Raw genomic sequence first — 22,161 nt, 5'->3', positions numbered from 1 at the left:
GAACAATTCCAGTAATATCTGAAGAAGGCAAATATCAAGCAAAGTACATTACACAAAAGATGTATGTAGGAATTACGTTAATGCTCGATTGCGGCATAATCAGATTTCCAACTTATGAAAAAGTCACGAATCTTAAGAAGTGTAATTCAGTACATACACTGAGTGTGATTGAGACAATAGCAAATAGCATGATATTGGCAGTAATTTTTAGACACTGCTACTGGTATTAGTTAATTTCAGAATTAGCAGTAAATTTACTTTAATGCTATCTCATAATTGTGGTGCTAAATATATGATAGTAACAGCAGGAGTGGAAGTTAAAATCGGTCGCTTGGAATCGATTGTTGAGCAAATTGGGGAAGCAGTACTTGCTACCACTGAAACAATTGAAAGTCTGGCGGTAAGAGTGGATACTCTGAGTGTGCAAGTGGAAGAACAAGGAAAGCAAGTACAGCAACAGGGCTATCAAATATTGGCACTTTGTGATGCTGTACAGACTCTAGCTGATACCCAAGAACATTCTTTACAACGACTTAATCAATTGACACAAAATTTAGACCGTTTGATGAAACTAATTGAAGGGTCAAATGATTAACATTTAATTGTTAATAAAGTTACAGCAATTCTGCCAGAAAAACATACATCAACATCACTGCCTGGTGTGCGATCGCGTTGAGAATATTTTCCGTCGTAGTAAAAGTTATCACCCTCAATTCGATAGTTAATAGGTAATGGTTTAGTACAGGGTTGGCAAAACACAACTTCTGGATCTGGTTCTCCTGGTAGCAGATGCGGTAAATTTATATTCCAGAAAGTTCCTGTTTCTAAGGGACGGTGGAGTAAATCAGCTAAGATATTTGCTGTCCATCGCGCTGCTACATCCCAATCAACATTTAGCTTGCCTTTTTTGTAGTGAGAAACTGCAATTGCGGGAATGCCGTGAATTGCTGCCTCTCGCACAGCAGCTACAGTACCGGAAATATAAGCATCAACGCCCAAATTGCCTCCAGCGTTGATCCCCGATAACACAAACTTGACATTTGGGCAAATTTGTGCTATGGCAATCCGCACACAATCGACAGGAGTGCCGGCGATCGCATACTCATGCTCAGAGCGACGGTGGACATGAATTGCACGAGTGGTAGTAACTTGATGTCCACAACCAGATAAATGATCGCGAGGCGCGGCGATAATTACTTCTTTACCATTTACAGCTTGAAGCAACGCCCTTATTCCTGGAGCGTCTATTCCATCATCGTTGGTGAGAATGATCATAATATTTTAGATTGGACATACAATAACATTAAAGTGCATCAAAGGGATGCTAGCTAAGTTAGCAGCAGCCCCAGAAGAAAGCCGACCTAATTCGTACAACTTCATTGCTGCCGCTAAAAGTACTTCACTACTCAAATTCTCTGGTATAATGTGCAGCGCCTGAATAGTTTATTCTGATACGGTTAGAGTTATTTCGTACATTTGGTATTTATTTCCTATACTTCTAAAAGTATCAGTATTCAGATAACGCAAAATGTAAATTTGATTCGGCAAGAAATTGATTACCTAATTGGCTTGAGACTATGGCGTTTCTCCATAAAATTTTAGAAAATGTAACTTAGTCTCCAGAACGCAATTAGCTTTGAAGCCATTCCACTGCTCTTATGACACACTCGGAAACCTCTGTGACAACACTTGACTTTAAGACTCTTTTTGAGTCAGCACCGGGCTTGTATCTCGTGTTGACACCGGATGGAAAAATCGTAGCGGTGAGTGATGCTTACTTGCACGCCACTATGACGAAACGAGAGGAGATTCTGGGGCGTGAGCTGTTTGATGTCTTGCCTGAAAATTTTGACGAGCAGACTGTGACAAAAGTAAATAATTTGCGTGCTTCACTCAATAGTGTGCGACAAAATCGAGTTCCCCATAAAATGGGGATACACAAGTACGACATCAGCCGCTCAGAATTTACAACAGACGGAGCTGAACAACGGTATTGGAGTCAGGTTAATTCACCAGTCTTTGGTGCAAATAATGAGATTACTCATATCATCCATAGTATTGAGGATGTGACGGAATTTGTTCTGGAGATGGCTCGTGAGCGTCAAGAGTCGGCACGACATGTAGAAGCCGAGCAAGCACTCAAGCGCATTACTGACAAAGTTCGCGATAGTCTTGATGAAAGCCAAATTTTGCAAACTGCCTTGCAGGAGTTAGCTCTTGTGCTGGATGTGAACTGTTGTAATACGGCTTTGTACAATCTGGAGGAAGGTATTTCTACTATTTACTATGAGTACGCCACTGTAAACCCAGGAGCGCAGGCTCGTGTCATGCAGATAGCCAACTTTCCAGAAGTTTACCAGCAAATCCTTAACGGTCAGTATTGTCAATTTTGCTCGATTTTTCCTAACCCGATTCGGGGTAGGGTAACACTACTCGCCTGTCCGATTTTAGACGATCAAGGAGTACTAGGAGATCTTTGGCTCATCACTCAGCACGACTATGCCTTCACTGACTTGGAGATTCGATTGGTGCAGCAAGTAGCAAATCAATGCGCCATCGCTCTGCGTCAAGCGCGGCTCTACCAAGCCGCGAAAGCGCAAGTTGAGGAGCTACAAAAACTCAGTCGCCTTAAAGATGATTTCTTGAGTACAGTTTCCCATGAACTGCGGACTCCCATGTCCAATATCAAAATGGCGATCCAAATGCTGAAAATTTCTACTACTAGTGAACGTAGTCAGATCTATTTAGATATCTTACAAAATGAGTGTGGGCGTGAAATTCAGTTGATTAACGATTTGTTAGACTTACAACGGCTAGAAACTGCATCTTATCCCAACTTGGTTGTCGAAGCTATAAACCTACAAGATTGGTTACCAACAATCGTTGAGTCTTTTGTTATTCGTACTCAGCAACGCCAGCAAACTCTACAAATAAATTTACCTCCTCACCTGCCAACACTAATTTCAGATCGAGCTAACCTGGAGCGAATTATTACCGAACTCTTGAACAATGCCTGCAAATACACTCCTGCGGATGGTGAAATTATTCTGAGCGTTTGCGGTAAATCTGATTTGGTAACAACTGTTTTTACGATCAGTAATTCAGTAGAAATTGCAGCAGTAGAATTACCGCGAATCTTTGATAAATTTTACCGCGTCTGTGATGATGATCGATGGAAACAAGGTGGTACTGGATTAGGACTAGCTTTAGTGGAGAAGTTAGTAGAGCAACTAGAGGGAAAAATTGTTGTGGAAAGCTCTAAGGGATGGACTACCTTTACCATCGAGTTACCAACATCTTTACACTCAAGCCCCGAGCCGGTGAGAGGGTAAGGGTGGTAATTAAGTTTACAGAAATTTTATATTAAATGGGTACTGGCTGAGAATATAATATTAAACCCGTGATAAGCACCATGTCCTAATCTACTAAGGAGTATTTATATGCGCCATCCATTTGACCTGGAAATTTCTAATTTGGAAATAGTGTTAAACTTTGAAGAAATTACCGATGAACAAGCAAATAAAGTTGTAGGTGGTGAAAGTGTCTATACCACTTTAGCTGTCGGGGAAGAAGGTGGTGATGCTACCACGTTAGCTCTGGGTGAAGAAGGTGGTTATAAAACCACGTTAGCTTTGGGTGAAGAAGGTGGCGATTTTACCACAAGATCTCTACGTGAAGAAGGTGGTTGGGCAACTACTTACGCTGTTGGTGAAGAAGGTGGTGGCTTATTATACTAATTATTTATCTAGTTTCTTTGCCTAAAAAAAAGCCTCTCTCTAAGAGAGGCATCAAATAAAATTTGTAGAGACGTTTCGGCGGAACGTCTCTACAGAAATGATGCAGCAACAGCACCGGCGATCGCCGCAAACACAGCTGAGACAGCGGCTGTGGTAAACAGCCACCAAGCGGCTGATGCAGCAGCTTTTCTGGTTTCTTCTGCTTGACGTTGTGCTTGAAGTTTCACTTCTTCAAGGCGTCTTTGTGCTTCCTGCTGGATGCGTTCTGCTCGTTGCAGTACACTATTTCTTGCCCGCTCAACTTGGTCGATGATACGGTTAGCATCTTCTGGGGAAATATCCTCACGGGAACTCATGAGTGCAACTAGAGTTTCCCGGTTGAAGGAACTCAGGCGATCGCGCAGTGCATCAAATCCTGCTTGGGGATCGTCAAACAAGGAGCGCACATCCCGCTTAATGCCGTCATAATTTAGCTCTGGACGATCTAAAGAGTTGAGGTAATAGCGGATGCGAGCAAAAACACCATCTACCACATCTTGAATGCGCCGTTGAATGCCGCGCACTTGTTCCACAAATTGCTCTCGAACTGAGAATATACTATCGGCAATTCGTGCCGCTTCCTCATCCGAAAGATCTTCCCGCAGTTTGAGCAAGGCGATGACTGTAGAACGATCAAAATGAGAAAGGCGATCGCTTAAACTTTCCATTCCTACCCGTGGATCGCGCAACAATAACTGTAAGTCACGTTTGATCCCTTCTGGGTTCAATTCTTCCTTACCAGTTAAGCGCAAGTACTCTTCTAAATAAGTTTGAAAGTTTTGTACTCTTTGTTGTGTTCTAGAAGCTAAGCGACGAGGTGTGCGGACAATGTTGCGAATTTGATTTTGTACTGAGTCAATGACTTGATTGACTTGTTCTTCACTCAAGTCTTGACGTTGACTGAGCAATTTCACCAACGTATCTCTATCTACCTGAGACAAACGTCGGCGCAGCGCCAAAGCACCTTCTTTTGGATTTTCAAACAGTCGATTAAAGTCTCTTTGAATACCTTCTGGGTTGAGTTCTTGTTTGCCCGTGTTACGTAAGTAATCAGCAATTGTGGTTGTTACAGAGTCATATTGTTCCTTAGCTTTATCCGCCACAGCTTTTGGAGCTTGGCGAACATTACTCCACGAATGCTCAACATTATCAATGATATGATTAACTTGGTCTTCACTCAAGTCTCGCCGTTGACTCAGTAATTGCACCAAGGTATCTCGGTCAAAGCGCGACAACCGCGCTCTAATTGCGGCAACTCCTGCTTGGGGATCGTTGAGGAGGGTTCTTAGCTCACCACGAATAGCATCAGGATTCAGTTGCTCTTTGCCTGTATTGCGTAGATATGACTCTAAATTCAACCACAGCGTTTCTGCTTGATATTTGGCTTGATCTGCTAGTCCTTTGGCGGCGACTAAGACTTGATTGCGTTGTTCTTCTAACTCATCAAGAATGGTATCTGCTTCCTCTGGATCAATGTCATTGCGCTGTAGCAGAATCTCTCGCAACTCTTGGCGATCGAACTGAGATAAACGCAAAGACAGAGTTTCATAGTCTGCGTCTGAATCTTCTATAAGCGGTTTAAAGTTTTGCTGAATACCTTCTTTTGTCAATTCTGACTTTGGTGTAACCAGCAAATAACTTTCTACTCGGCGTTGCAAGTCTTGAACTATTTCTCTTTCTTCTTCTGCGGTGACTGCTAAAAGTACTTCTAAGCGAATAGATTCAAGTTGATCGGCAATGCGGCGAATTTCTGCTTGGGTGAGCAGACCTCGCTGTTGTAAAATATTAACAAAATCACTGCGTCCCAGTCGATCTAACTCTCGCCGCACAGTTCCCGGATCGGCTGCTGAATCGTAGATAACGTCACGAAACTCTCGATCTACTCGCTCCGGATTTAGTTGCCAAGCATAAGTGTTGAGCAGGTAATTTTCTACATCAATACGAATGGGGCTGTAGGGTTGTTGTGGTGTAGGAACTCCTAGCTTGTCGGCTTGTTCAGTTACTTTGTCTTTGGCGGTGGAAAGAGTACTAATAATTTTTTCCACATCCAAGTCTGATAAATCAGCCCGCCCTAACACTATACCAGTTAACGCCGAAATTCCCTGTTGCAGGGTGCTTTGAATTGGTCCTGGAGTTGCTGCTGCGGCTTTTTGATCGGCTTCTTTTCCAGAACGCATTTCTGCAATTACCCGATCCAGTTTGGCGTTGAGTTCATCTGTCTTAGTTTGTCCGGGTGGAAGTGTTTTCAGATAATCAACTAACTCACCTAAACGATCTTGGGCAGGTTGTTGACTGACCACTTGCTGCCATACGTTATATAATGTATCAGCGAGGCGGTTAATGTCTCTTTTGGAAAGATCTGTACGACTGCTGACTAATTCTATGAATTTTTGGCGATCAATATTGCGTAGATCTGCACTACCTGCTATGGCTTTCAGTTGTGGATCGTTAAGTAACCTTTCAAATTCACCGCGAATTTTGCCTAAGTCTAGTTCCGGGGGACGCAGCATTTCTAGGTAATCTTCAATATTATCCCGGATACTAGCAGGATCAACAGCGCTGCCTAGTTCCCGACGCACAGCCGCAGCTGCTGCTTCAGCAGTTGCTACCACTTGCTGATTCACAACTTTTGCGCCCAGCGCTGCAGTGGCTGTCCCCATAATTGCTTGAAAGCCAGAAGTGGCAGTGTTTACTACCGAACCAATTAAGGAACCAACCGTTGTTGAACTTATCAATACCAACAGCAGAAAGTACGCTCCCCAAATCACCAACCCCAAAATTGCCCCCACCCCAGGACTTAAAATTACCAGACTGAGTTTTACGGCGAGGAAACTAGCAATAGCGAGGGCGATAGTCACGGTGATTACTGTCCAAAGCCCGACTGCTGTGCCAATTTTGCGAATTGTGCCTCCAAAACTTCCTACCTCTCCATTACCCTGACTAGAATCGGAGTCAGAAGAACGCCCCAAATAGGAAATACCAAAAGCAACTGAGAGGTTTGTTAAAACCAATTGGAGGGCAAAAGCCAGGATTACACCAGAGATTAAAGCGACAAAAAAGTGTGGTCCTGAAGTCAGAACCGATGCTTGAACTGGTGTAATATTTGGTGGGTTTCCTGAGATTTGTGCCACCCAAAAGAGCGACTTGTATAGTCCCAGTGTTATGTGCGTACCTTGAAACATTCGTTTTCCTTCCTCGTAGCTGAATGCGCTGGGGATTAAAAATTACGTGATATTTAAAGATAAAGAGATTTTGTATCTTTTGCAATACCTAACTCTTTAGATCAGAATCGTGGAATTAAGGTGTTTTTAGCATCCCTCCAAAGTTTGAAACTAGCATCCAGCGTGGGATAGAAGTTTTTTTACCTACTTAAAATCTGCTGTATAGATATATAAGAATGAACACTGTATAAAGTTACAAAGTAAGCTAATTTTACCGAGGTTTTCTGAATTTTAAGAGCGAAAAATCAGGTTTTTCAGTTAGTTAATAGTTAACAACGTTACATTTATTTACAAATATTCTTTTTATCACCCTCTCTAGGTGGATTTAGTGAAGCAAAAATAGTGCGTGAGAATCGTCCAAAAGAGTTTTGTAGTATGTGCCTACAGGCAGAAAGCAGATCTGTTTTAAACAGCTAAATTAGAGTTAACACAGAGAAAAAACAGAACAGGATAAAACAATGCAGACCCGCCCTACTACCGATTTACCACCAGTAGCAAGAGAATATAACGGCATAGATCGTAACGCATTTATCTTTGGTTTCAATCCCCAAGCTGAACTTTGGAATGGTCGCTTGGCAATGATTGGCTTTTTGGCATACCTGTTGTGGGACTTGGCTGGCTTCAGCGTCCTGCGTGACGTACTACATTTAGTAGGCTAGTAATTTCTTGATTATTTTGGAGGCAAAAAAAAATGGAATCTCGTCCTTCTACCGATTTACCACCAGTAGCAAAAGAATATAACGGTATAGACCGTAACGCATTTATCTTTGGTTTCAATCCCCAAGCTGAACTTTGGAATGGTCGTTTAGCTATGATTGGTTTTTTAGCATATCTTCTGTGGGACTTGGCTGGCTTCAGCGTTCTACGCGATGTATTACATTTGATTGGTTATTAATTGTAGAGACGTTCCGGCGGAACGTCTTTACGGGTTTGTGGGTTTTGGTAAGCGCAACCAAAACCTTGAACCACCTTGAGGGCGAGGTGAATAACCGACATCTCCTCCCCAACGTTCTACAGTAATCCGACAAAAATAAAGCCCTAACCCCAATCTACCTGATTTGTCTTTTCCTTGGCAAAACTTTTGGAATAAATTACATACCATCTCTTGTGGTACGCCGGAGCCTTCATCGTCTACAGTGATCACAATGTAATCTCCATCTGGGTGTAAACCTAAAGTTACAGTAGAGTTGGTAGGGCTGTAACGTAAAGCATTTTCTACTATATTGGCGATCGCTCGCTCCAAACGCGATTTATCACCTACTACTTTCCAATCTGTAAATTCATCATTTGTAACAACAAGTTGCAACTTGATCTTATTGAGTGTAAATGACGGATTAAGAAGCTGAATCACATCTTGCGCTGAAGCCAATGCATCCGGTGCTATTTGTGGAGCGCGAGTAAAAGAGTTTAGATTCACCTCAGCAGAAAATGCATCTAATATCTCTCTAATCAACATTTCTTGCTTCAGACTTTGCTTTTTACCCGCTTCAAGATATTCTTTTCCTTTAACAGATAAGTTCTCCATTTCCAACAAAGCAAAACAGTAATTAATCCCACTTAATTGTCCTACTATATCATGTAGAATGCAGTGGATTAATACTTCATTTTTCTGGTTTTCTTTTTGTAATTGCTGATATTTTAATTGATTTTCCCTAGCTTTTTGTAGTAAATTTTGCTTTTCTTGATAAGATTGTTCAAGTAATTCTACTAATAAAATTTTCCTTTCATTTAAGCAAATTGCTGAAGCCTCAAAGTAACCTTCCTTCCCAAATAAATCAGGATGACAGCATATTCCTGATTTTAAAATAGTTGGAAAATTCGATTGCCAAAATTCCTCTGCATCAATTAAAAAATTGGACAAAAAAGGTAATTTATCTTGAGGTATGAATAGACTGCTTTGTGATGAAACCTCTATACTACAAAAGCGTTCCAGCCAATTTGGTATAGTTCCAATTATTCTAAAGGTGTTGACATTTAATCTTTCTAATACTAATATATTTAAAGCAGCAAATAAGTCAGATGTGATCGAGTCACTCATAATCGAGACAGCTATTTATTATTACTTACTATTCTACTTAAAAGACTAACATCGTTTACGTATTGTTGAACTAAGCCAATTTGCATTTCATGGGCAGATGCATCTAATAATAATACCCAATCTCCTTCCGTACTAGGGAAAATATGGACATCAGCACAAATCCCGTACTCAGTTTTCAAACAAGGTAGAAATAAGGGAGAATCATCTAAAGGTAATAAGCCTTCTAGAAAGAAAACTTGCTGTTTCACATTTTCCCCTTGCTGTAAATTTGTTACACCGTAAGCTGATAGCTTGCCACCCCAAGCTGACAAACAGCCATTTTTACTCACTAAAAGATATGCAAGAGAACGATTATCAATTATGAAGTTGAATAAATAATTGATAATGGGAGCAGGTATATCTAGCATCTACTCCTCCAATAGCTTAATCGCCAAAGTTTGAAAAATTTCCTCTACACCTATACCATTTTTAGCACTAGTTTTAACAATATTCCACTCTTTTTGCAGCAATTCATCTATTTTGACAGTTTCAATTTCCCATTCATCCTGTAAATCCCATTTATTAAGTACTAAAATGAAAGGTACTTGCCCAATAACTTCCTCTACCCTATTTTGTAATTCCAAGGCTTTTTCTAAAGTTTCACTTCTAGTTCCATCTACTACTAAGAAATATCCAGAAGAACCCCGGAGATAGGACATTCTTACTTTTTGAAAATCATCTTCACCATGAATATCCCAAACAATTAGATTTAATTCCTTGTTGTTAACATTTACTGTTTTTCTATCTATTTTTACTCCTACGGTTGTGAGATATTTTTCTGAGAAAATGCTATGAACATATCTCAACACTAAACTCGTTTTACCTGTGGCGAATGCGCCTACCATACAAACTTTTTTCTGCAACATATATTTATTTTACGGGAGTTCATCATTTGCCCCTATCAGTGATTACCTGAAAAGATACTCTACGGTTAGATTGTTTATTTTTGATATTTGCACCTATTTGCTTGGAGCCAACTCCAGTGGCAGAGATTTTGTTTGTGTTAATTCCTGATTTTGCTAAATAAGATAATATTTTATTAGCACGGGCTTGGCTAAGTATTATATTGGTTTTTTCTGTTCCAGTTGTAGTTGCATGTCCGATGATTTGAATTTGCCAATCTTTATTCAGAGATTTCGCAGTTTGCAAAAGCTTTTGTATTGTTAATATTAAATTTTGTAGTTTATTTCCTTCACTAGGTATAACATCTGTTGTCCCATCACTAAATAAAATAAATGTTTGTTCAATTTGCTGTTTATATAAATCTAATTCCCTCAGTTCTAGGGCAATTAAATTATTATCTTGATATTGAATAATTCCCGGAATAAACCGCCACAATCTTCTTGCCATTAAAATCCAATTACGTGGAGCTTTACCGCTAACCTCAAGCACACCTTGTGTATCAACTTTCATGGATACGGTTGTTGGGGGTTGAAGTAATTTGGCGGATCTTTTGGCAGTAAATTGTGGTTCAAATGATAAGTAAGGTTTCCATTGAGTAGTAACTGTTTTAGGATTAATATTTGTTTGTTGTATGAGCAGATTTGGATCTACTGCTAAAGGATCGCGCATTCCCCAAATAAAATGTTTCCCCTGTTGCTTATTCACTGTAAGTACAATAATTCCTGGCTGAGAGTTAAGTTGTTGCAAAAGGTTATTCCATTGCCACTGTTCTTTAATTGTCAAAAAACTCCACATACCTAAGGCGATCGCTATTATACCAAACAAACCCCATGCATAAGAATAGTTCTGTTTTTTTGGTAATTTATATTTGTATTCTAAGCAAGCTTCTAGATAAGGTTTACTAGCTGTAAATGGCTCTGTTTCGCCTGTAAAATCATAAATTTCTTTACCAAATTTAAGGTGAATTTTTTCTATTGCTTCTTGAAAAACTAACCTTAATTCTTGGGGCGCATTTCCCCGAATAATTCCAGCCAGTACAGCCTGTGGACTTTCTTCAATCCAAATTGTTAGTTCTCCAAACTCAAGACTTTGCAGCGTATCACTTTTTTTCACACTGAAAGAGTCTTTGACAAAATCTTGAATAGCCGTTAGCATAGCCGAAACTAAGTCGGGATCTTGAGCTGCCACCCTTGGTGCTACCGTATGTTGTAGTAACAATCCTGTTTTTTTATGAATCAGAAATACCTGTTCTACGCGATAAATTAGTGTACGCAGCATGACAACTTCAGCAAATGACTTTCCTGTTTGTCTGGCTTCTAATCTCCATTTAAAGCTTTGCGGCGACACACTATGTTCTAAAGTTTGATTGAGAGATTGAACCATTTCATCAAAAGCTGTAGCTACAGCTTTGCGTATTGCTGGTCCTATAATAGGGAAGATAGCATTGGCAAGAACATTTAGATCTTGTTTAACAGAAGCTTGAAGAGCGTGTTCAACAGTTGGTACTATTGCCTCTCCCAACTTTTTATCTTGTATTGTACGTAAAATAACCGCTTCTGGTAATATACGGCTGATATCCTCGGCTGTAATCTCCGAGTTATCTAATCGTTCATAGAGTAAATTAAGTTTATCTGGCTCACAACCAAGCAGTAAACTGCGAAGTTCACTCAATTCATCACTAGTATCATGATTATTATTTGAGGAATACTCATTCGTCATTTGTCATTACTTTTCCTCATTAAGACGTACAGCTAATTCTGCAAAGAGATTAGCCAGAGTAGAGCGGTTAGTTTTCTCTAATCTTAGTTCTTGAGACTCTTTTTGCAGCAAAACTAAGATTTCTGCTGATTTTTGCTGGATATCATCATATAAATTTTTGGATTGGTGAAGAATTTGTTCGCGTAACTCTTTTTGGCTTTGATTATTTTTTTCTTCTATTTGAGATAGCTTTTTTTCTAATGACAGTGTTAAATTTTTCTGCTCTTCAGTTAGTGATTTTACTGCCTCATCACGTCCTGTTTGTTCTAGTTTTAGCCGCTCAGTTAAAGAATCTACTTCTTTTTTGATATACATTTCTAAAGAGTCTAAACGTTTTCTGGTATCATCACGTAAGTTAGTAAACTCTCTTACTAGGCGTTCCTCTATACGGGCAAACCTATTTTCCACTTCCCGCATTTGATTACCAAAGAGAATATCTCTGACTTTCTCTAAACTATGAATTTCACCAAAATTTGTACTAATGTGAGGCTTGGATTGATCTTGACGTGATTTTGGTTGAACTGATTCTATAGAGTTATTGTGATGTTCTCCTTCTGGTAAAATCATACAATCAATCCTTTTCGTACTTTTATTGGCTTAACTTTAGTTGTTCTATCACATCTTGTTGATACATAATTTGCCTACTTGAAAAATTTACAAAATTATAAGATAAAAAGCAGGGTGCGTTAACTCTTGTGTAACGCACCCAAATCCAAATTTTGACTCTTTTACTACAATACGCCTGCCCGCAGGCGCGAGATTCCTGGGGTTAGTAGAGCAAAGCCTGCCGTAGCTCCGGCTTTGTGCGTGTAGCCACACCTTTGAGGGTGTTGGTGCTCCGCGTTGCTACAACAGTGCGTCTTCAAAGCAAGGAGGTATACCCAACACTGGAAAGGGGAAGTTGGAACCTAGTTGTTGAATTAGTGGATGGTGAGAAGAGTCACAACCTAATATAAGTAAAGATGCAGCTTCTAATTCAGCTACTATCTTAAGTTCAGTTGCCACACAACCAAAGCGAAGATGAGCTTTGAAAGAACTCTTCCATTCTTCAGCTAAACAAATTGCTTGTCGTAAGATTGTCTCTGCTTGGGCAAACTCCTGTGCTGATGTTTTTTTTGGATATGGTACGGTTGCTTGCAATTTTACTTGGCTAGAGATGCGTGTACCAACTTCTTTAGATGCTGAGGGCTGCGGAAAATAGAGTGGAACCTGAAAAGTTAATCTACTACTGGAAGCCGCATCAATTGATAAAATATCTTGATAATCATTGCGGAAACTATCTTCTAACACATAAACAACTTGAACAGTTACTTGCTCTTTTGTGGCTAACTGTGTTTGGTGAGCCATCAATAAAGCAACATCTAATGCTGTATGACTTTTAGGAGAACCGTTATAGCCCACAACTATGTTAACTGATTCAAGGGATTTAGCTTGTTCAAAACAATGAGCTTGTGGTGTTTGGAATAACACCTGCTCTAGCAAATTATCTCTACCCATTGCGTTTTGTAAACGCACTAACATTGGCTTAATATTCACAGCTTTAACTTCTCGTAAATAAAACTAATGACAACAGAGAAGCGGGCTAAAATTCATAATTTACAATTTGTAACTCGTGATTAAGTTTTTCAATTACGAATTACGAATTACGAATTATTAAGGAACCCCAAGAACAACTGCTGTTACAGCCAAGTTTTGGGGGTTCCTTCCATTGCCTACGGAGTTAGCTGACGGGCTAAGACTGGAAGGTGTCTCTCTCATTACAGTGATGAAATTAGCCCCAAATATTGGTTCCTCCGCTCCAAACCCCATCGGAATTTGAATTAGGCTACCCACTTGAAAAGATCATTATCTATTCTACTCGTCTTGGGTAAAATAGCGATCTAGAAAATTCAAAGCGTAGTTACGCAGTTCGTAGTATTCTTTTGAGTTGCGCATTTCTGCGCGATCACGTGGATGGGGAAATGGTACTTCTAAAATTTCCCCAATTGTAGCAGATGGACCATTGGTCATCAACACAATCCGGTCTGACATATAAATCGCTTCATCCACATCATGGGTAATCATCATCACCGCTTGACGATGATTTTCCCATATATCTAACACTTGGCGCTGCAGTTTACCCCTTGTGAGGGCATCAAGCGCCCCAAAAGGTTCATCCATCAGCAACATTTTCGGACGAATTGCCAATGCTCTGGCAATACCTACCCGTTGCTTCATCCCCCCAGAAATTTCATCTGGGTACTTATCTGCTGCTGCTGTTAAATTTACCATTGCCAAATGTTCATTGACAATGCTAATTTTTTCAGCACGATTGGCATTCTTCAGCACTTCATCCACAGCTAAGCGGATATTTTCCCTTACCGTTAACCAAGGTAATAAAGAGTAATGTTGAAAAACCATCATGCGCTCAGCACCGGGTTTGCGGATTTCTTTACCATCCAGTCGTACCGAGCCAGAACTTGCTTTTTCTAAACCTGCTACAATTTTTAACAGTGTGGATTTTCCGCAACCAGAGTGTCCTATTACGGAAATATACTCATCTTCGCCTACTGTAAGATCTATGCCATTAAGGACTACAAACTGATCTCCATCAGCTTTCGGATATGCCTTGACTAAATTTTCAACTTCTAGAAATGGTGTACCACGGATGTTATGACCATTGATGTTAGTGGAGAATGAGGTAGATTTAGTCATGAATAACTCCTGATATTACGATTTGTACAGACGCGATATATCGCGTCTCTACGATAGGTAGAAACGAGTAGGAGCATTGGCTCTAATCTCAAAACTGTTGAGATAGCCCACCGGATCGCTGGGATCAAACCTTTTGTTATCTATGAATACTTCCGGGGGTTCAACTTTGTAATCATCCTTGGGGGACTTAATACCCATTTCAGCCGCAATCTCACGATAAAGATCTGCTCTCCAGCCTTGTGAGGCAAGTTTTTCAGCATCTTTGGGAAATTCCTTAATTTGTCCCCAACGAGCCGCCTGCGTCATTAACCAAAGACTTCTCGATCTCCATAAGAATGTTGAGTGTTCTCCTGGCTGTTTGAGAATGTTGTCAGGAATATCATAAAATATTGTCGTGTCTGCTGCTTTTTTTGTCCGGTCTTTACCATCAAACCCACCGTAGTTATAGTTGCCTACAATAGCAGGACCTGTAAACTTAGTTACAGGAGCATCTTTCTTTTTCGGTTTTGCACCAGTAAAAGAACGATCTGTCAGCAGCGTGGCAACTTCAAGGCGGTTTTCTGGTTTGCTGCAATACTGGCAAGCTTCAATCATCGCCTTCACCAAAGAACGATAGGTTTTGGGGTAATTGACGATGAAAGATTCCATCACTCCCAAAAGTCTGTCTGGATGCCCCAGCCAAACTTCTTTACCTTGAGCAAAGGTAAAGCCGACGCCCTCGTTACCTTTAATGGCGCGTGTGTTCCAAGGTTCTGCCACCATGTAAGCCTGCATCGCCCCAATCCGCACGTTAGTTACCATCTGCGGTGGTGGTACGATAATTACCCGAAACTCTTTGAAAGGATCGACACCAGCAGCGGCGGATAGGTAGCGGATAAAGTATTCGTAAATAGCAGAACTTAGTACTACTGCCCAGACTTTGCGTTCCGGCGGTTGCTTGTCAAAGTAAGCACGAAAATCACGCCCAAACTCTTCTAAAGCACGATCGCCATACTGTTCCTTATACTCATACCAAGGACGTAACCCAAAATCCCACATGGATTTGTTCATCGTCATGGCATTACCATGACGGTGAATCGTCATCGCTGCACACAATGGAGCGTGACGTGCGCCTTCTGCTCCGATTCTAGCGTTAGTCACGGCTCCTGATACCACGGGTGAGGCGTCAAGACGACCAAAAATTATTCCATCCCGGGAAGTTGCCCAACTTGCTTCGCGATTGAGTGTCACATTTAAACCGTACTTGCGAAAAAAACCTTTTTTCCAAGCGATCGCAAATGGCGCACAATCATTAACAGGAACATACCCAACGGTAAGATTTGGTTTTTCTAACGTTTTAGAATCTACTACAGGTTGAATCGCTGCTGCTTCATCAGTCACTCCTTTTGCCGAGCGATTACCACTAATTTCACAAGACGACAACGCTACTCCTGCTGTCGCTGCCCCCATTCCTAAAAGAAATTCTCTTCGCTCCATAATCTTCCTCTGAGTGCTTGTAGTAGCGTTTAAGTGCTAGTTATCGGACGACGAGTTACTAACTGTTGAACTTTGCTTACAGCAAAGTCAAGCAGTAGCCCGGTTACGCCTATCACAAACACTGCGAGGAAGACTGAACTCAAGTTTAAACGGCTCCATTCATCCCACACAAAAAAGCCGATCCCAATCCCACCTGTCAGCATTTCTACTGCCACAATTACTAGCCAAGCAATTCCCAAACTGATGCGCAACCCTGTAAAAATGTATGGCAAACTTGCGGGCAAGATTATCTTGGTAATTCGCCGCCATCTGGGCATTTCTAGTACCCGTGCCACATCTATGTAATCCTTGGGAACACTCGATACACCAAGAGCTGTGTTAATAATTGTTGGCCACAAAGATGTAATAAAGATGACAAAAATTGCTGAGGGGTCTGCTAAATTAAAAATCGCTAAGGCGATCGGTAGCCAAGCCAAAGGTGAAACAGGTTTAAAAATCTGAATGATTGGATTCAACGCTAGCATTGCTGCTGGGGACATGCCAATTAAAAAACCTACCGGAATCGCCACTAATGCACCCAATAAAAAACCCAGCAGTACTCGGCGCAGACTTGCCAACAACAACCAACCAATACCCAAATTTCCCGGTCCTCTTTGGTAAAATGGGTTGAGGATATAATCTAGGTTTGCGGATAGTGCTTCGGGAGGGGTTGGCATTAACTCATGGTTGGCAAGAGCAACAATCCACCACAGCACAATGATCCCCAAGAAACCAAGTAATGGTAGCAAAAAGTTATCTCTAAAAATAACAGGTTTTGCCTTTTTCCAAGCTACTTGTCCAGCAACGGCAAAAATTGCAGCTAAATTCAGTTGCAACAACATTATTTAACCTCAACAGCGATAATCGTAGAGACGTTCCGACGGAACGTCTCTACATCCAGGTACAAAAAAACCTGAGCAGTACCAGCCAAGATTACTGATGAGATCAGAACATTATACATATGCCGTCTCTTCAGTCTTCTCTCATTGCCTACGAAGTTAGCTGACGGGCTAGGGCTGAGAGATGCCCCTCTTTGATCAATTTGGATTTTAGATTTTGGATTATGCGCTAATCTCAAATCTTAAATCTTCCGTTTGTTTGATCAAAGATACGCCCCTGGGTATGGTTCCTCCGCTCCAACTCAAAGACACTTGAGTATCGCGTCTTTTATGACGATTTGTCGGATTAAGCTGACTTACTCTGATTTAAATTTAGTGTAACATTATAGCACAGTACAGTCAATATATCTAAAGATTGAACGACTGTAATATGTTCTAAATTCTTTACAATTATGACCTGAAGTTAAACATACGTCTCTACTGGCACAAATACCATATTGTCAGTGCATATGTATATGTGTTCATAGCCATACTGTAGAGACGCTCCGACGGAGCGTCTCTATGGAATATGTGGTTTTAAGGTACAAATATGGTAAATATTAAAACCCCGATATTTGCATCGAATTACTTGTAAATACATGATATGTCAGAAAATATTGACATTATAATTAGTAAATTTACCGGAGTGAAGTAATAAATTAAGAAATAAATCGGAAACCCCGATATTTACATCGAATTGCTTAGAAATAAACCAGATAAAAGACTAAAAAGCTGAATTGGTATAAGTTTCAGCATTTATAATCAAGAAAAATTTACTACCTGAATTACGAGAATTTAACACATACATTTAATTACCGGTTTTACACATAACTAACTGGGATTTAAATTTAATTATTCTATATTAATACGACTAAAGAAACATAGATTAAGAAATATTTGTTATAAATTTGTAGAGATATAGAAATACTATTTATGAATAATCACATGATGAATTTGAAGATTTCTCCAAATACGATCGCTATCATTGGCGGCGGCTTCAGTGGCACTCTTGTAGCAGTAAATATGATGCGCAATGCCACAATGCCACTGTTGATTAAGTTAATTGAACGCAATCAGCAAATAGGTAGAGGAGTAGCTTACGGTACACCAGTTAATTGTCATTTGCTTAATGTTCCAGCAGGTAAGATGAGCGCTTAAGAACTTTGGCAAACACTTCCCTTGAATGAACAAAAAAGATTTCTGCGCCACGTCAAAGCGTATTGGGAAGTTCACCGTCATAGAATTGCCCCAGAAATTGCCTCTGTATTAGATGCTGCTGTGCAATCCGGTCAACTCACATATTATGCAGGTCGGATTCAAACTTGCCAAGAGTCTGAGGGCAAGGTAGCTGTAACAATCAAAGAACGACACACACAAGCAGAAATTGTTTTGCCAGTAAACAGAATAATCAACTGTACAGGCTCCAACTGTAACTACCGCTCCATGCAGCATCCGTTGCTTGCCAGTCTACAAGAACAACGCCTAATTCGTCCGCACGCTCTATCAATAGGAATAGACACTACGAATAACGGTGCACTACTTGATGCAGATGGAAATGCTTCTAAATTGTTGTATACATTGGGGACTCCACGCAAAGGCAATCTTTGGGAAAGTACTGCTGTTGGGGAAATTCGCACCCAAGCAGCTAATTTGGCTATTGAGTTACTAAAATCTCTCCATCCCATACCCTATGCTGTAGGAGAAAATTGCGCTTCCACAGCTATGCTATTTCGTCAACTGTTTGATCGAGAGTCAAGTACTTACACGTACTTGATTGCCGATACACAAACTAAAGAAGTCCTTTTAGTCGATCCTGTATTTGAGCAAGTCGAACGCGATATTCAAATCATCCGAGAACTAGGGCTGACTTTGCGCTACTGTATGGAAACTCACATTCATGCCGATCATATTACTGGTACAGCTAAACTTAAGGAGCTGACTGGTTGTTTGAGTATTATGCCTGAACATGCTGAGACTACCTGTGCAGACAGCTACATTAGCGATGGAAATATTTTACATCTAGGTAACGTGCCAGTTCAGGCGATCGCTACTTCCGGACATACCAACAGTCACATGGCTTACCTAGTTAATCATACTCATTTATTAACTGGAGATGCACTATTAATCCGGGGCTGTGGTCGTACCGACTTCCAAGATGGTGATGCTGGACTATTGTATGATGCTATTACGCAGAAAGTATTCACATTACCAGATGCTACCTTGGTATATCCTGCTCACGACTACCAAGGACGAACCGTGTCTACCATTGGTGAAGAAAAGTGTTGGAATCCCCGATTTGCTGAACGCAGCCGCAGCCAGTTTATCACGTTAATGAATAACCTAAACCTGCCTTATCCGAAAAAAATGTCTGAAGCTGTTCCTGCAAATCAACGTGGAGGTATTCTGATGGTATTGGACTATCAAATCTAAAAATTCAATTTAAGCATTTTGATACACATACAGGGGTGAACAACTGTTCGCCCCTACTCAACACGCCGGACTTGAAATCCTCGCAAACCTTCTGGTTCCTCATACTCTACCACAACATCTTTAACTAAAGCGGCTGGTGGTCCTTGGTAACACCAACGAATCATTTCTTCCACAACCTCTCGGCTACCTTCAAAGACTGCTTCTACACGATTATCGGGAAGATTGCGCACCCAACCACTTAATCCCATCTGGCTGGCTGTATCCACAGTAGCGTAGCGGTAGCCTACGCCTTGGACTTTGCCAGAAACAAATACATGAGCGCGGATTTGCTCTGACGGTGGTGTAGGTTTATCCATCGGTTGGATGATAACTTGACTATTTACAGTTTACCTTGTTTATGATGCACAAGGGAATTTTAAATTGCTTATGTCTAATTTGCGACCTTTAAATACGGAAACTATTTGGGCAATTTTGAACGAGGAAATAGATGATGAAGGAGTTAATCAGTTAGTATGGCACTACTTGGGCTATCGCTATGACTCCTCAATTGGGCAGTGGAATACTCAGGAAGTTTCACCCGAATGGCGCTCTGAGTATCCAGAACCACCTGATTTTATTGAAAGTCGTCCTGCCACAGTTAAACTCACTCGTTCCATTCCTTCTGAGCATAAACAGCTGCTGAAAGAACAATTGGGTTTCAAAGGTTACAAAATTGGTGAGTTTGGTCCTCGACAAACTCGTAGGGCAACGGCAGCTAATTGGTTGTTGAGTTATATGCAAACCGCGCATCATCAGTGAGCAACCATATCCTCAGATCCCCGACTTCTTAAAAAAGTCGGGGATCTGTGTACATAATAATTACTTATAGTTACTATTTGATTTCACCTTTACTATGTTTTTTATCAAAATTTATTTCTAAAGATAGAAGAAAAAAATACTTTATTCTTTCTAAAGAACGATTTTCCTTTATTGCCAAAAATCAGACAATACTGATAAAGAGCGTGATTAAACACCATCTCCTCACGAGTAGATAATTCATAACACTTAATTTTATGGCATCAATTGAGTTTAATCTGTTTGCACCATATAACGAAAGAGCAGCTTTAATTGGTTCTTTTTCTAATTGGGATCCAATTGAAATGGAAAAAGGAGAAGATGGTTATTTTTGCACAAAAGTAGAACTAGAAGACGGTGTTTATTCATATAAATTCCGCGTGCAATCAAAATCATGGTTTTTAGAACCAGATCAATGGGTAGATGTTACAGATCCCTATGCCACTGATATTGATGAATTAAGTGGAAATGATGATGGTGTTGTGCGCATCAAAGATGGGCAAAGAATTGTTGATACCTATGTTTGGCAACACGACGATAAACCTTTACCAAGCGATCGCGAATTAGTAATTTACGAATTACACGTAGGAGACTTTTCCGGTGGTGAAGACGATCCTTATGCACGCGGAAAGTACAAGCACGTTGTGGAAAAGTTAGATTATTTAACAGAATTGGGCATCAATGCTATTGAGTTAATGCCTGTAAAAGAATATCCAGGAGATCATAGTTGGGGTTATAACCCACGGCATTTCTTTGCCACAGAATCGAGTTACGGTTCAACTGAAGGATTGAAAAAGCTGATTGATGAGTGCCATGCTAGAGGTATTCGCGTTATCATGGATGGTATTTACAATCACTCAGAAGCATCATCTCCACTTACCCAAATCGATCACGATTACTGGTATCATCACTCTCCCCGCGATCCTGATAATAGCTGGGGACCTGAATTTAATTATGAACTCTACGACGAAAAGTTAGATACCTATCCTGCACGTAGATTTGCTGGCGATACAGTCCGTTTTTGGATTGAAGAATATCACATTGATGGTATCCGCTACGACGCAGCGCGGCAAATTGCTAACTACGATTTCATGCATTGGATTGTCCAAGAAGCTAAAAATACTGCTAGCATGAAGCCATTTTACAATATTGCCGAACACATTCCTGAAACCCCCAGCATCACTAATGTCGATGGACCAATGGATGGGTGCTGGCATGATAGTTTCTATCATTGCATTAAAGAACATATCTGCGGTGAGAACTTTGATTTAGAACGGCTCAAAGATGTAATTGACTGTAAACGCCAAGGCTTCTTGGGTGCTACCAATGTTGTGAATTATCTTACTAACCACGACCATAACCATTTAATGGTAGAAATGGGAGATCACAATATTTTTGATGAAGAAGCCTTTAAACGGATTAAGTTAGGAGTTGCCATCTTGATGACCGCTGTTGGTGTACCTTTAATTTGGATGGGTGAAGAGTTTGGCGAATACAAGCCGAAAACACCAGAGTCAGCTAAAATTGACTGGACTTTGCTTGGCAATGACTTAAATCGAAACTTGTTTGATTACTACAAAGGTTTGATTAACCTGCGTAAGAGTAATCACGCTCTCTACACAGAAAATATTGATTTCATCCACGAAAACCCAGAAGCAAAGGTACTAGCATATACCCGCTGGAATGATGAAGGTTCTCGTGTTGTAGTTGTTGCAAATTTCTCAGAAAACTTCTTAGCAGGTTATCACGTTCCCAACTTCCCTGCCAGTGGTAAATGGCACGAGTGGACGGGTAATTATGATGTTGAAGCTGGTGACGAAGGTATTATGGTTGATATAGGACCATACGAAGCCAAGGTATTTGTTTGGCAGTAGTTAAAAGACAAATCAATTTGACAAACGTAGAGACGTTCCGGCGGAGTAGAGACGTTCCGGCGGAACGTCTCTGAGAGCGTGAAATACCCGCACCCATACCCCACTAAAAAAAAATAAATTGCTGAAAGCCTTGCCACTAGGGTATTTCTCACCTTGAGTACATTAGTAATTAACACTAATGAACGCGAGTGGCAGGGTGAG

22 protein-coding genes and 2 riboswitches are annotated in these 22,161 nt (G+C 40.6%); of the genes, 9 read left to right on the top strand and 13 right to left on the bottom strand.

Annotated features, from left to right (window positions below; all coding sequences use genetic code 11):
• Window positions 1-295: 295 nt before the first annotated feature.
• The gene (locus ICL16_RS34275; protein ID WP_190836066.1) at window positions 296-595 is read left to right on the top strand and encodes a hypothetical protein; all 300 of its coding nucleotides are present in this window, start codon (window positions 296-298) and stop codon (window positions 593-595) included.
• Here the strand turns inward: ICL16_RS34275 and surE are convergent.
• Both surE and ICL16_RS47875 read right to left on the bottom strand, forming a co-directional pair.
• Window positions 592-1,278 carry a 5'/3'-nucleotidase SurE gene (surE, locus tag ICL16_RS34270; protein ID WP_190836065.1) on the bottom strand — a complete coding sequence of 229 codons (687 nt, stop codon included), beginning with the start codon at window positions 1,276-1,278 and terminating at the stop codon, window positions 592-594. The two genes, ICL16_RS34275 and surE, sit on opposite strands and share 4 nt — an antisense overlap.
• 3 nt (window positions 1,279-1,281) lie before the next feature.
• Window positions 1,282-1,431 (bottom strand): UPF0175 family protein, encoded by a 150-nt coding sequence (locus ICL16_RS47875; protein ID WP_420485321.1) that lies wholly within the window; start codon window positions 1,429-1,431, stop codon window positions 1,282-1,284.
• 227 nt (window positions 1,432-1,658) lie between these two features.
• Here ICL16_RS47875 and ICL16_RS34260 point away from each other — a divergent pair, with 227 nt between their 5' ends.
• Both ICL16_RS34260 and ICL16_RS34255 read left to right on the top strand, forming a co-directional pair.
• Window positions 1,659-3,332, top strand: coding sequence for a sensor histidine kinase (locus tag ICL16_RS34260; RefSeq protein ID WP_190836048.1), 1,674 nt, complete (start codon window positions 1,659-1,661; stop codon window positions 3,330-3,332).
• Window positions 3,333-3,440: 108 nt separating this feature from the next.
• Window positions 3,441-3,737, top strand: coding sequence for a hypothetical protein (locus tag ICL16_RS34255; RefSeq protein ID WP_190836047.1), 297 nt, complete (start codon window positions 3,441-3,443; stop codon window positions 3,735-3,737).
• An 89-nt stretch (window positions 3,738-3,826) separates the two neighbouring features.
• Here the strand turns inward: ICL16_RS34255 and ICL16_RS34250 are convergent, their stop codons facing one another.
• Window positions 3,827-6,958, bottom strand: a complete 3,132-nt coding sequence (locus ICL16_RS34250) for an MFS transporter (RefSeq protein ID WP_190836046.1) — start codon at window positions 6,956-6,958, stop codon at window positions 3,827-3,829.
• A 497-nt stretch (window positions 6,959-7,455) separates the two neighbouring features.
• Between ICL16_RS34250 and ICL16_RS34245 the strand changes: the two genes are divergently transcribed.
• Window positions 7,456-7,656, top strand: coding sequence for a chlorophyll a/b-binding protein (locus tag ICL16_RS34245; protein WP_190836045.1), 201 nt, complete (start codon window positions 7,456-7,458; stop codon window positions 7,654-7,656).
• 32 nt (window positions 7,657-7,688) lie between these two features.
• Window positions 7,689-7,892: a chlorophyll a/b-binding protein gene (locus ICL16_RS34240; RefSeq protein WP_190836044.1), complete on the top strand. Its 204-nt coding sequence runs from the start codon at window positions 7,689-7,691 to the stop codon at window positions 7,890-7,892.
• A 27-nt stretch (window positions 7,893-7,919) separates the two neighbouring features.
• On the opposite strand, the gene ICL16_RS34235 is transcribed toward ICL16_RS34240, so the two are convergent.
• The 9 genes from ICL16_RS34235 to ntrB all read right to left on the bottom strand — a co-directional run bounded on the left by ICL16_RS34235 (window position 7,920) and on the right by ntrB (window position 16,786).
• A complete protein-coding gene (locus ICL16_RS34235) occupies window positions 7,920-9,035 on the bottom strand; it encodes a sensor histidine kinase (protein WP_190836043.1) in 1,116 nt (371 codons plus the stop codon).
• Between the two features lie 11 nt (window positions 9,036-9,046).
• Window positions 9,047-9,442 carry a hypothetical protein gene (locus ICL16_RS34230; protein ID WP_190836042.1) on the bottom strand — a complete coding sequence of 132 codons (396 nt, stop codon included), beginning with the start codon at window positions 9,440-9,442 and terminating at the stop codon, window positions 9,047-9,049.
• Entirely contained in the window at window positions 9,443-9,940 is a 498-nt protein-coding gene (locus ICL16_RS34225; protein ID WP_190836041.1) for a Rab family GTPase, read from the bottom strand.
• A 22-nt stretch (window positions 9,941-9,962) separates the two neighbouring features.
• Window positions 9,963-11,696 (bottom strand): OmpA family protein, encoded by a 1,734-nt coding sequence (locus ICL16_RS34220; RefSeq protein WP_190836040.1) that lies wholly within the window; start codon window positions 11,694-11,696, stop codon window positions 9,963-9,965.
• Between the two features lie 6 nt (window positions 11,697-11,702).
• Window positions 11,703-12,302, bottom strand: coding sequence for a hypothetical protein (locus ICL16_RS34215; protein WP_190836039.1), 600 nt, complete (start codon window positions 12,300-12,302; stop codon window positions 11,703-11,705).
• 279 nt (window positions 12,303-12,581) lie between these two features.
• Window positions 12,582-13,271, bottom strand: a complete 690-nt coding sequence (locus ICL16_RS34210; protein WP_337907183.1) for a universal stress protein — start codon at window positions 13,269-13,271, stop codon at window positions 12,582-12,584.
• A 158-nt stretch (window positions 13,272-13,429) separates the two neighbouring features.
• Window positions 13,430-13,572: riboswitch (cyclic di-AMP (ydaO/yuaA leader) on the bottom strand.
• A gap of 17 nt (window positions 13,573-13,589) precedes the next feature.
• Complete coding sequence (locus ICL16_RS34205; protein ID WP_190836038.1) at window positions 13,590-14,429, bottom strand: ABC transporter ATP-binding protein; 840 nt, start codon at window positions 14,427-14,429, stop codon at window positions 13,590-13,592.
• 48 nt (window positions 14,430-14,477) lie between these two features.
• Entirely contained in the window at window positions 14,478-15,905 is a 1,428-nt protein-coding gene (locus ICL16_RS34200; protein WP_190836037.1) for an ABC transporter substrate-binding protein, read from the bottom strand.
• 29 nt (window positions 15,906-15,934) lie between these two features.
• A complete protein-coding gene (gene ntrB, locus ICL16_RS34195; protein WP_190836036.1) occupies window positions 15,935-16,786 on the bottom strand; it encodes a nitrate ABC transporter permease in 852 nt (283 codons plus the stop codon).
• A gap of 131 nt (window positions 16,787-16,917) precedes the next feature.
• Window positions 16,918-17,104: riboswitch (cyclic di-AMP (ydaO/yuaA leader) on the bottom strand.
• Window positions 17,105-17,755: 651 nt separating this feature from the next.
• On the opposite strand from ntrB, the gene ICL16_RS46305 reads away from it, so the two are divergent.
• Both ICL16_RS46305 and ICL16_RS34190 read left to right on the top strand, forming a co-directional pair.
• Window positions 17,756-17,980: an FAD/NAD(P)-binding protein gene (locus ICL16_RS46305; protein WP_238361081.1), complete on the top strand. Its 225-nt coding sequence runs from the start codon at window positions 17,756-17,758 to the stop codon at window positions 17,978-17,980.
• Between the two features lie 21 nt (window positions 17,981-18,001).
• Window positions 18,002-19,252 carry an MBL fold metallo-hydrolase gene (locus ICL16_RS34190; protein WP_238361080.1) on the top strand — a complete coding sequence of 417 codons (1,251 nt, stop codon included), beginning with the start codon at window positions 18,002-18,004 and terminating at the stop codon, window positions 19,250-19,252.
• Between the two features lie 53 nt (window positions 19,253-19,305).
• On the opposite strand, the gene ICL16_RS34185 is transcribed toward ICL16_RS34190, so the two are convergent.
• On the bottom strand, window positions 19,306-19,608 hold the full coding sequence (locus tag ICL16_RS34185) for an acylphosphatase (protein WP_190836035.1): 303 nt from the start codon (window positions 19,606-19,608) through the stop codon (window positions 19,306-19,308).
• Between the two features lie 70 nt (window positions 19,609-19,678).
• Here ICL16_RS34185 and ICL16_RS34180 point away from each other — a divergent pair, with 70 nt between their 5' ends.
• Both ICL16_RS34180 and ICL16_RS34175 read left to right on the top strand, forming a co-directional pair.
• Window positions 19,679-20,050: a DUF1823 family protein gene (locus ICL16_RS34180; RefSeq protein ID WP_190836034.1), complete on the top strand. Its 372-nt coding sequence runs from the start codon at window positions 19,679-19,681 to the stop codon at window positions 20,048-20,050.
• A gap of 254 nt (window positions 20,051-20,304) precedes the next feature.
• On the top strand, window positions 20,305-21,960 hold the full coding sequence (locus ICL16_RS34175) for an alpha-amylase family glycosyl hydrolase (RefSeq protein ID WP_190836033.1): 1,656 nt from the start codon (window positions 20,305-20,307) through the stop codon (window positions 21,958-21,960).
• The last annotated feature ends 201 nt before the right edge of the window (window positions 21,961-22,161 follow it).

The sequence above is a fragment of the Iningainema tapete BLCC-T55 genome (genome assembly GCF_014698965.1).
GTDB classification, from domain to species: domain Bacteria; phylum Cyanobacteriota; class Cyanobacteriia; order Cyanobacteriales; family Nostocaceae; genus Iningainema; species Iningainema tapete.
The sequence above is the reverse complement of the archived record's forward strand: the minus strand, read 5'-3'. Positions and strand labels throughout refer to the sequence as shown.

Excerpts from the sequence above, each read along its gene's own strand:
- ICL16_RS34260 (WP_190836048.1), top strand. The coding sequence starts at position 1,659 with ATGACACACTCGGAAACCTCTGTGACAACACTTGACTTTAAGACTCTT.
- ICL16_RS34255 (WP_190836047.1), top strand. The coding sequence starts at position 3,441 with ATGCGCCATCCATTTGACCTGGAAATTTCTAATTTGGAAATAGTGTTA.
- ICL16_RS34250 (WP_190836046.1), bottom strand. The coding sequence starts at position 6,958 with ATGTTTCAAGGTACGCACATAACACTGGGACTATACAAGTCGCTCTTT.
- ICL16_RS34245 (WP_190836045.1), top strand. The coding sequence starts at position 7,456 with ATGCAGACCCGCCCTACTACCGATTTACCACCAGTAGCAAGAGAATAT.
- ICL16_RS34240 (WP_190836044.1), top strand. The coding sequence starts at position 7,689 with ATGGAATCTCGTCCTTCTACCGATTTACCACCAGTAGCAAAAGAATAT.
- ICL16_RS34235 (WP_190836043.1), bottom strand. The coding sequence starts at position 9,035 with ATGAGTGACTCGATCACATCTGACTTATTTGCTGCTTTAAATATATTA.
- ICL16_RS34230 (WP_190836042.1), bottom strand. The coding sequence starts at position 9,442 with ATGCTAGATATACCTGCTCCCATTATCAATTATTTATTCAACTTCATA.
- ICL16_RS34225 (WP_190836041.1), bottom strand. The coding sequence starts at position 9,940 with ATGTTGCAGAAAAAAGTTTGTATGGTAGGCGCATTCGCCACAGGTAAA.
- ICL16_RS34220 (WP_190836040.1), bottom strand. The coding sequence starts at position 11,696 with ATGACGAATGAGTATTCCTCAAATAATAATCATGATACTAGTGATGAA.
- ICL16_RS34215 (WP_190836039.1), bottom strand. The coding sequence starts at position 12,302 with ATGATTTTACCAGAAGGAGAACATCACAATAACTCTATAGAATCAGTT.
- ICL16_RS34205 (WP_190836038.1), bottom strand. The coding sequence starts at position 14,429 with ATGACTAAATCTACCTCATTCTCCACTAACATCAATGGTCATAACATC.
- ICL16_RS34200 (WP_190836037.1), bottom strand. The coding sequence starts at position 15,905 with ATGGAGCGAAGAGAATTTCTTTTAGGAATGGGGGCAGCGACAGCAGGA.
- ntrB (WP_190836036.1), bottom strand. The coding sequence starts at position 16,786 with ATGTTGTTGCAACTGAATTTAGCTGCAATTTTTGCCGTTGCTGGACAA.
- ICL16_RS46305 (WP_238361081.1), top strand. The coding sequence starts at position 17,756 with ATGAATAATCACATGATGAATTTGAAGATTTCTCCAAATACGATCGCT.
- ICL16_RS34185 (WP_190836035.1), bottom strand. The coding sequence starts at position 19,608 with ATGGATAAACCTACACCACCGTCAGAGCAAATCCGCGCTCATGTATTT.
- ICL16_RS34180 (WP_190836034.1), top strand. The coding sequence starts at position 19,679 with ATGTCTAATTTGCGACCTTTAAATACGGAAACTATTTGGGCAATTTTG.
- ICL16_RS34175 (WP_190836033.1), top strand. The coding sequence starts at position 20,305 with ATGGCATCAATTGAGTTTAATCTGTTTGCACCATATAACGAAAGAGCA.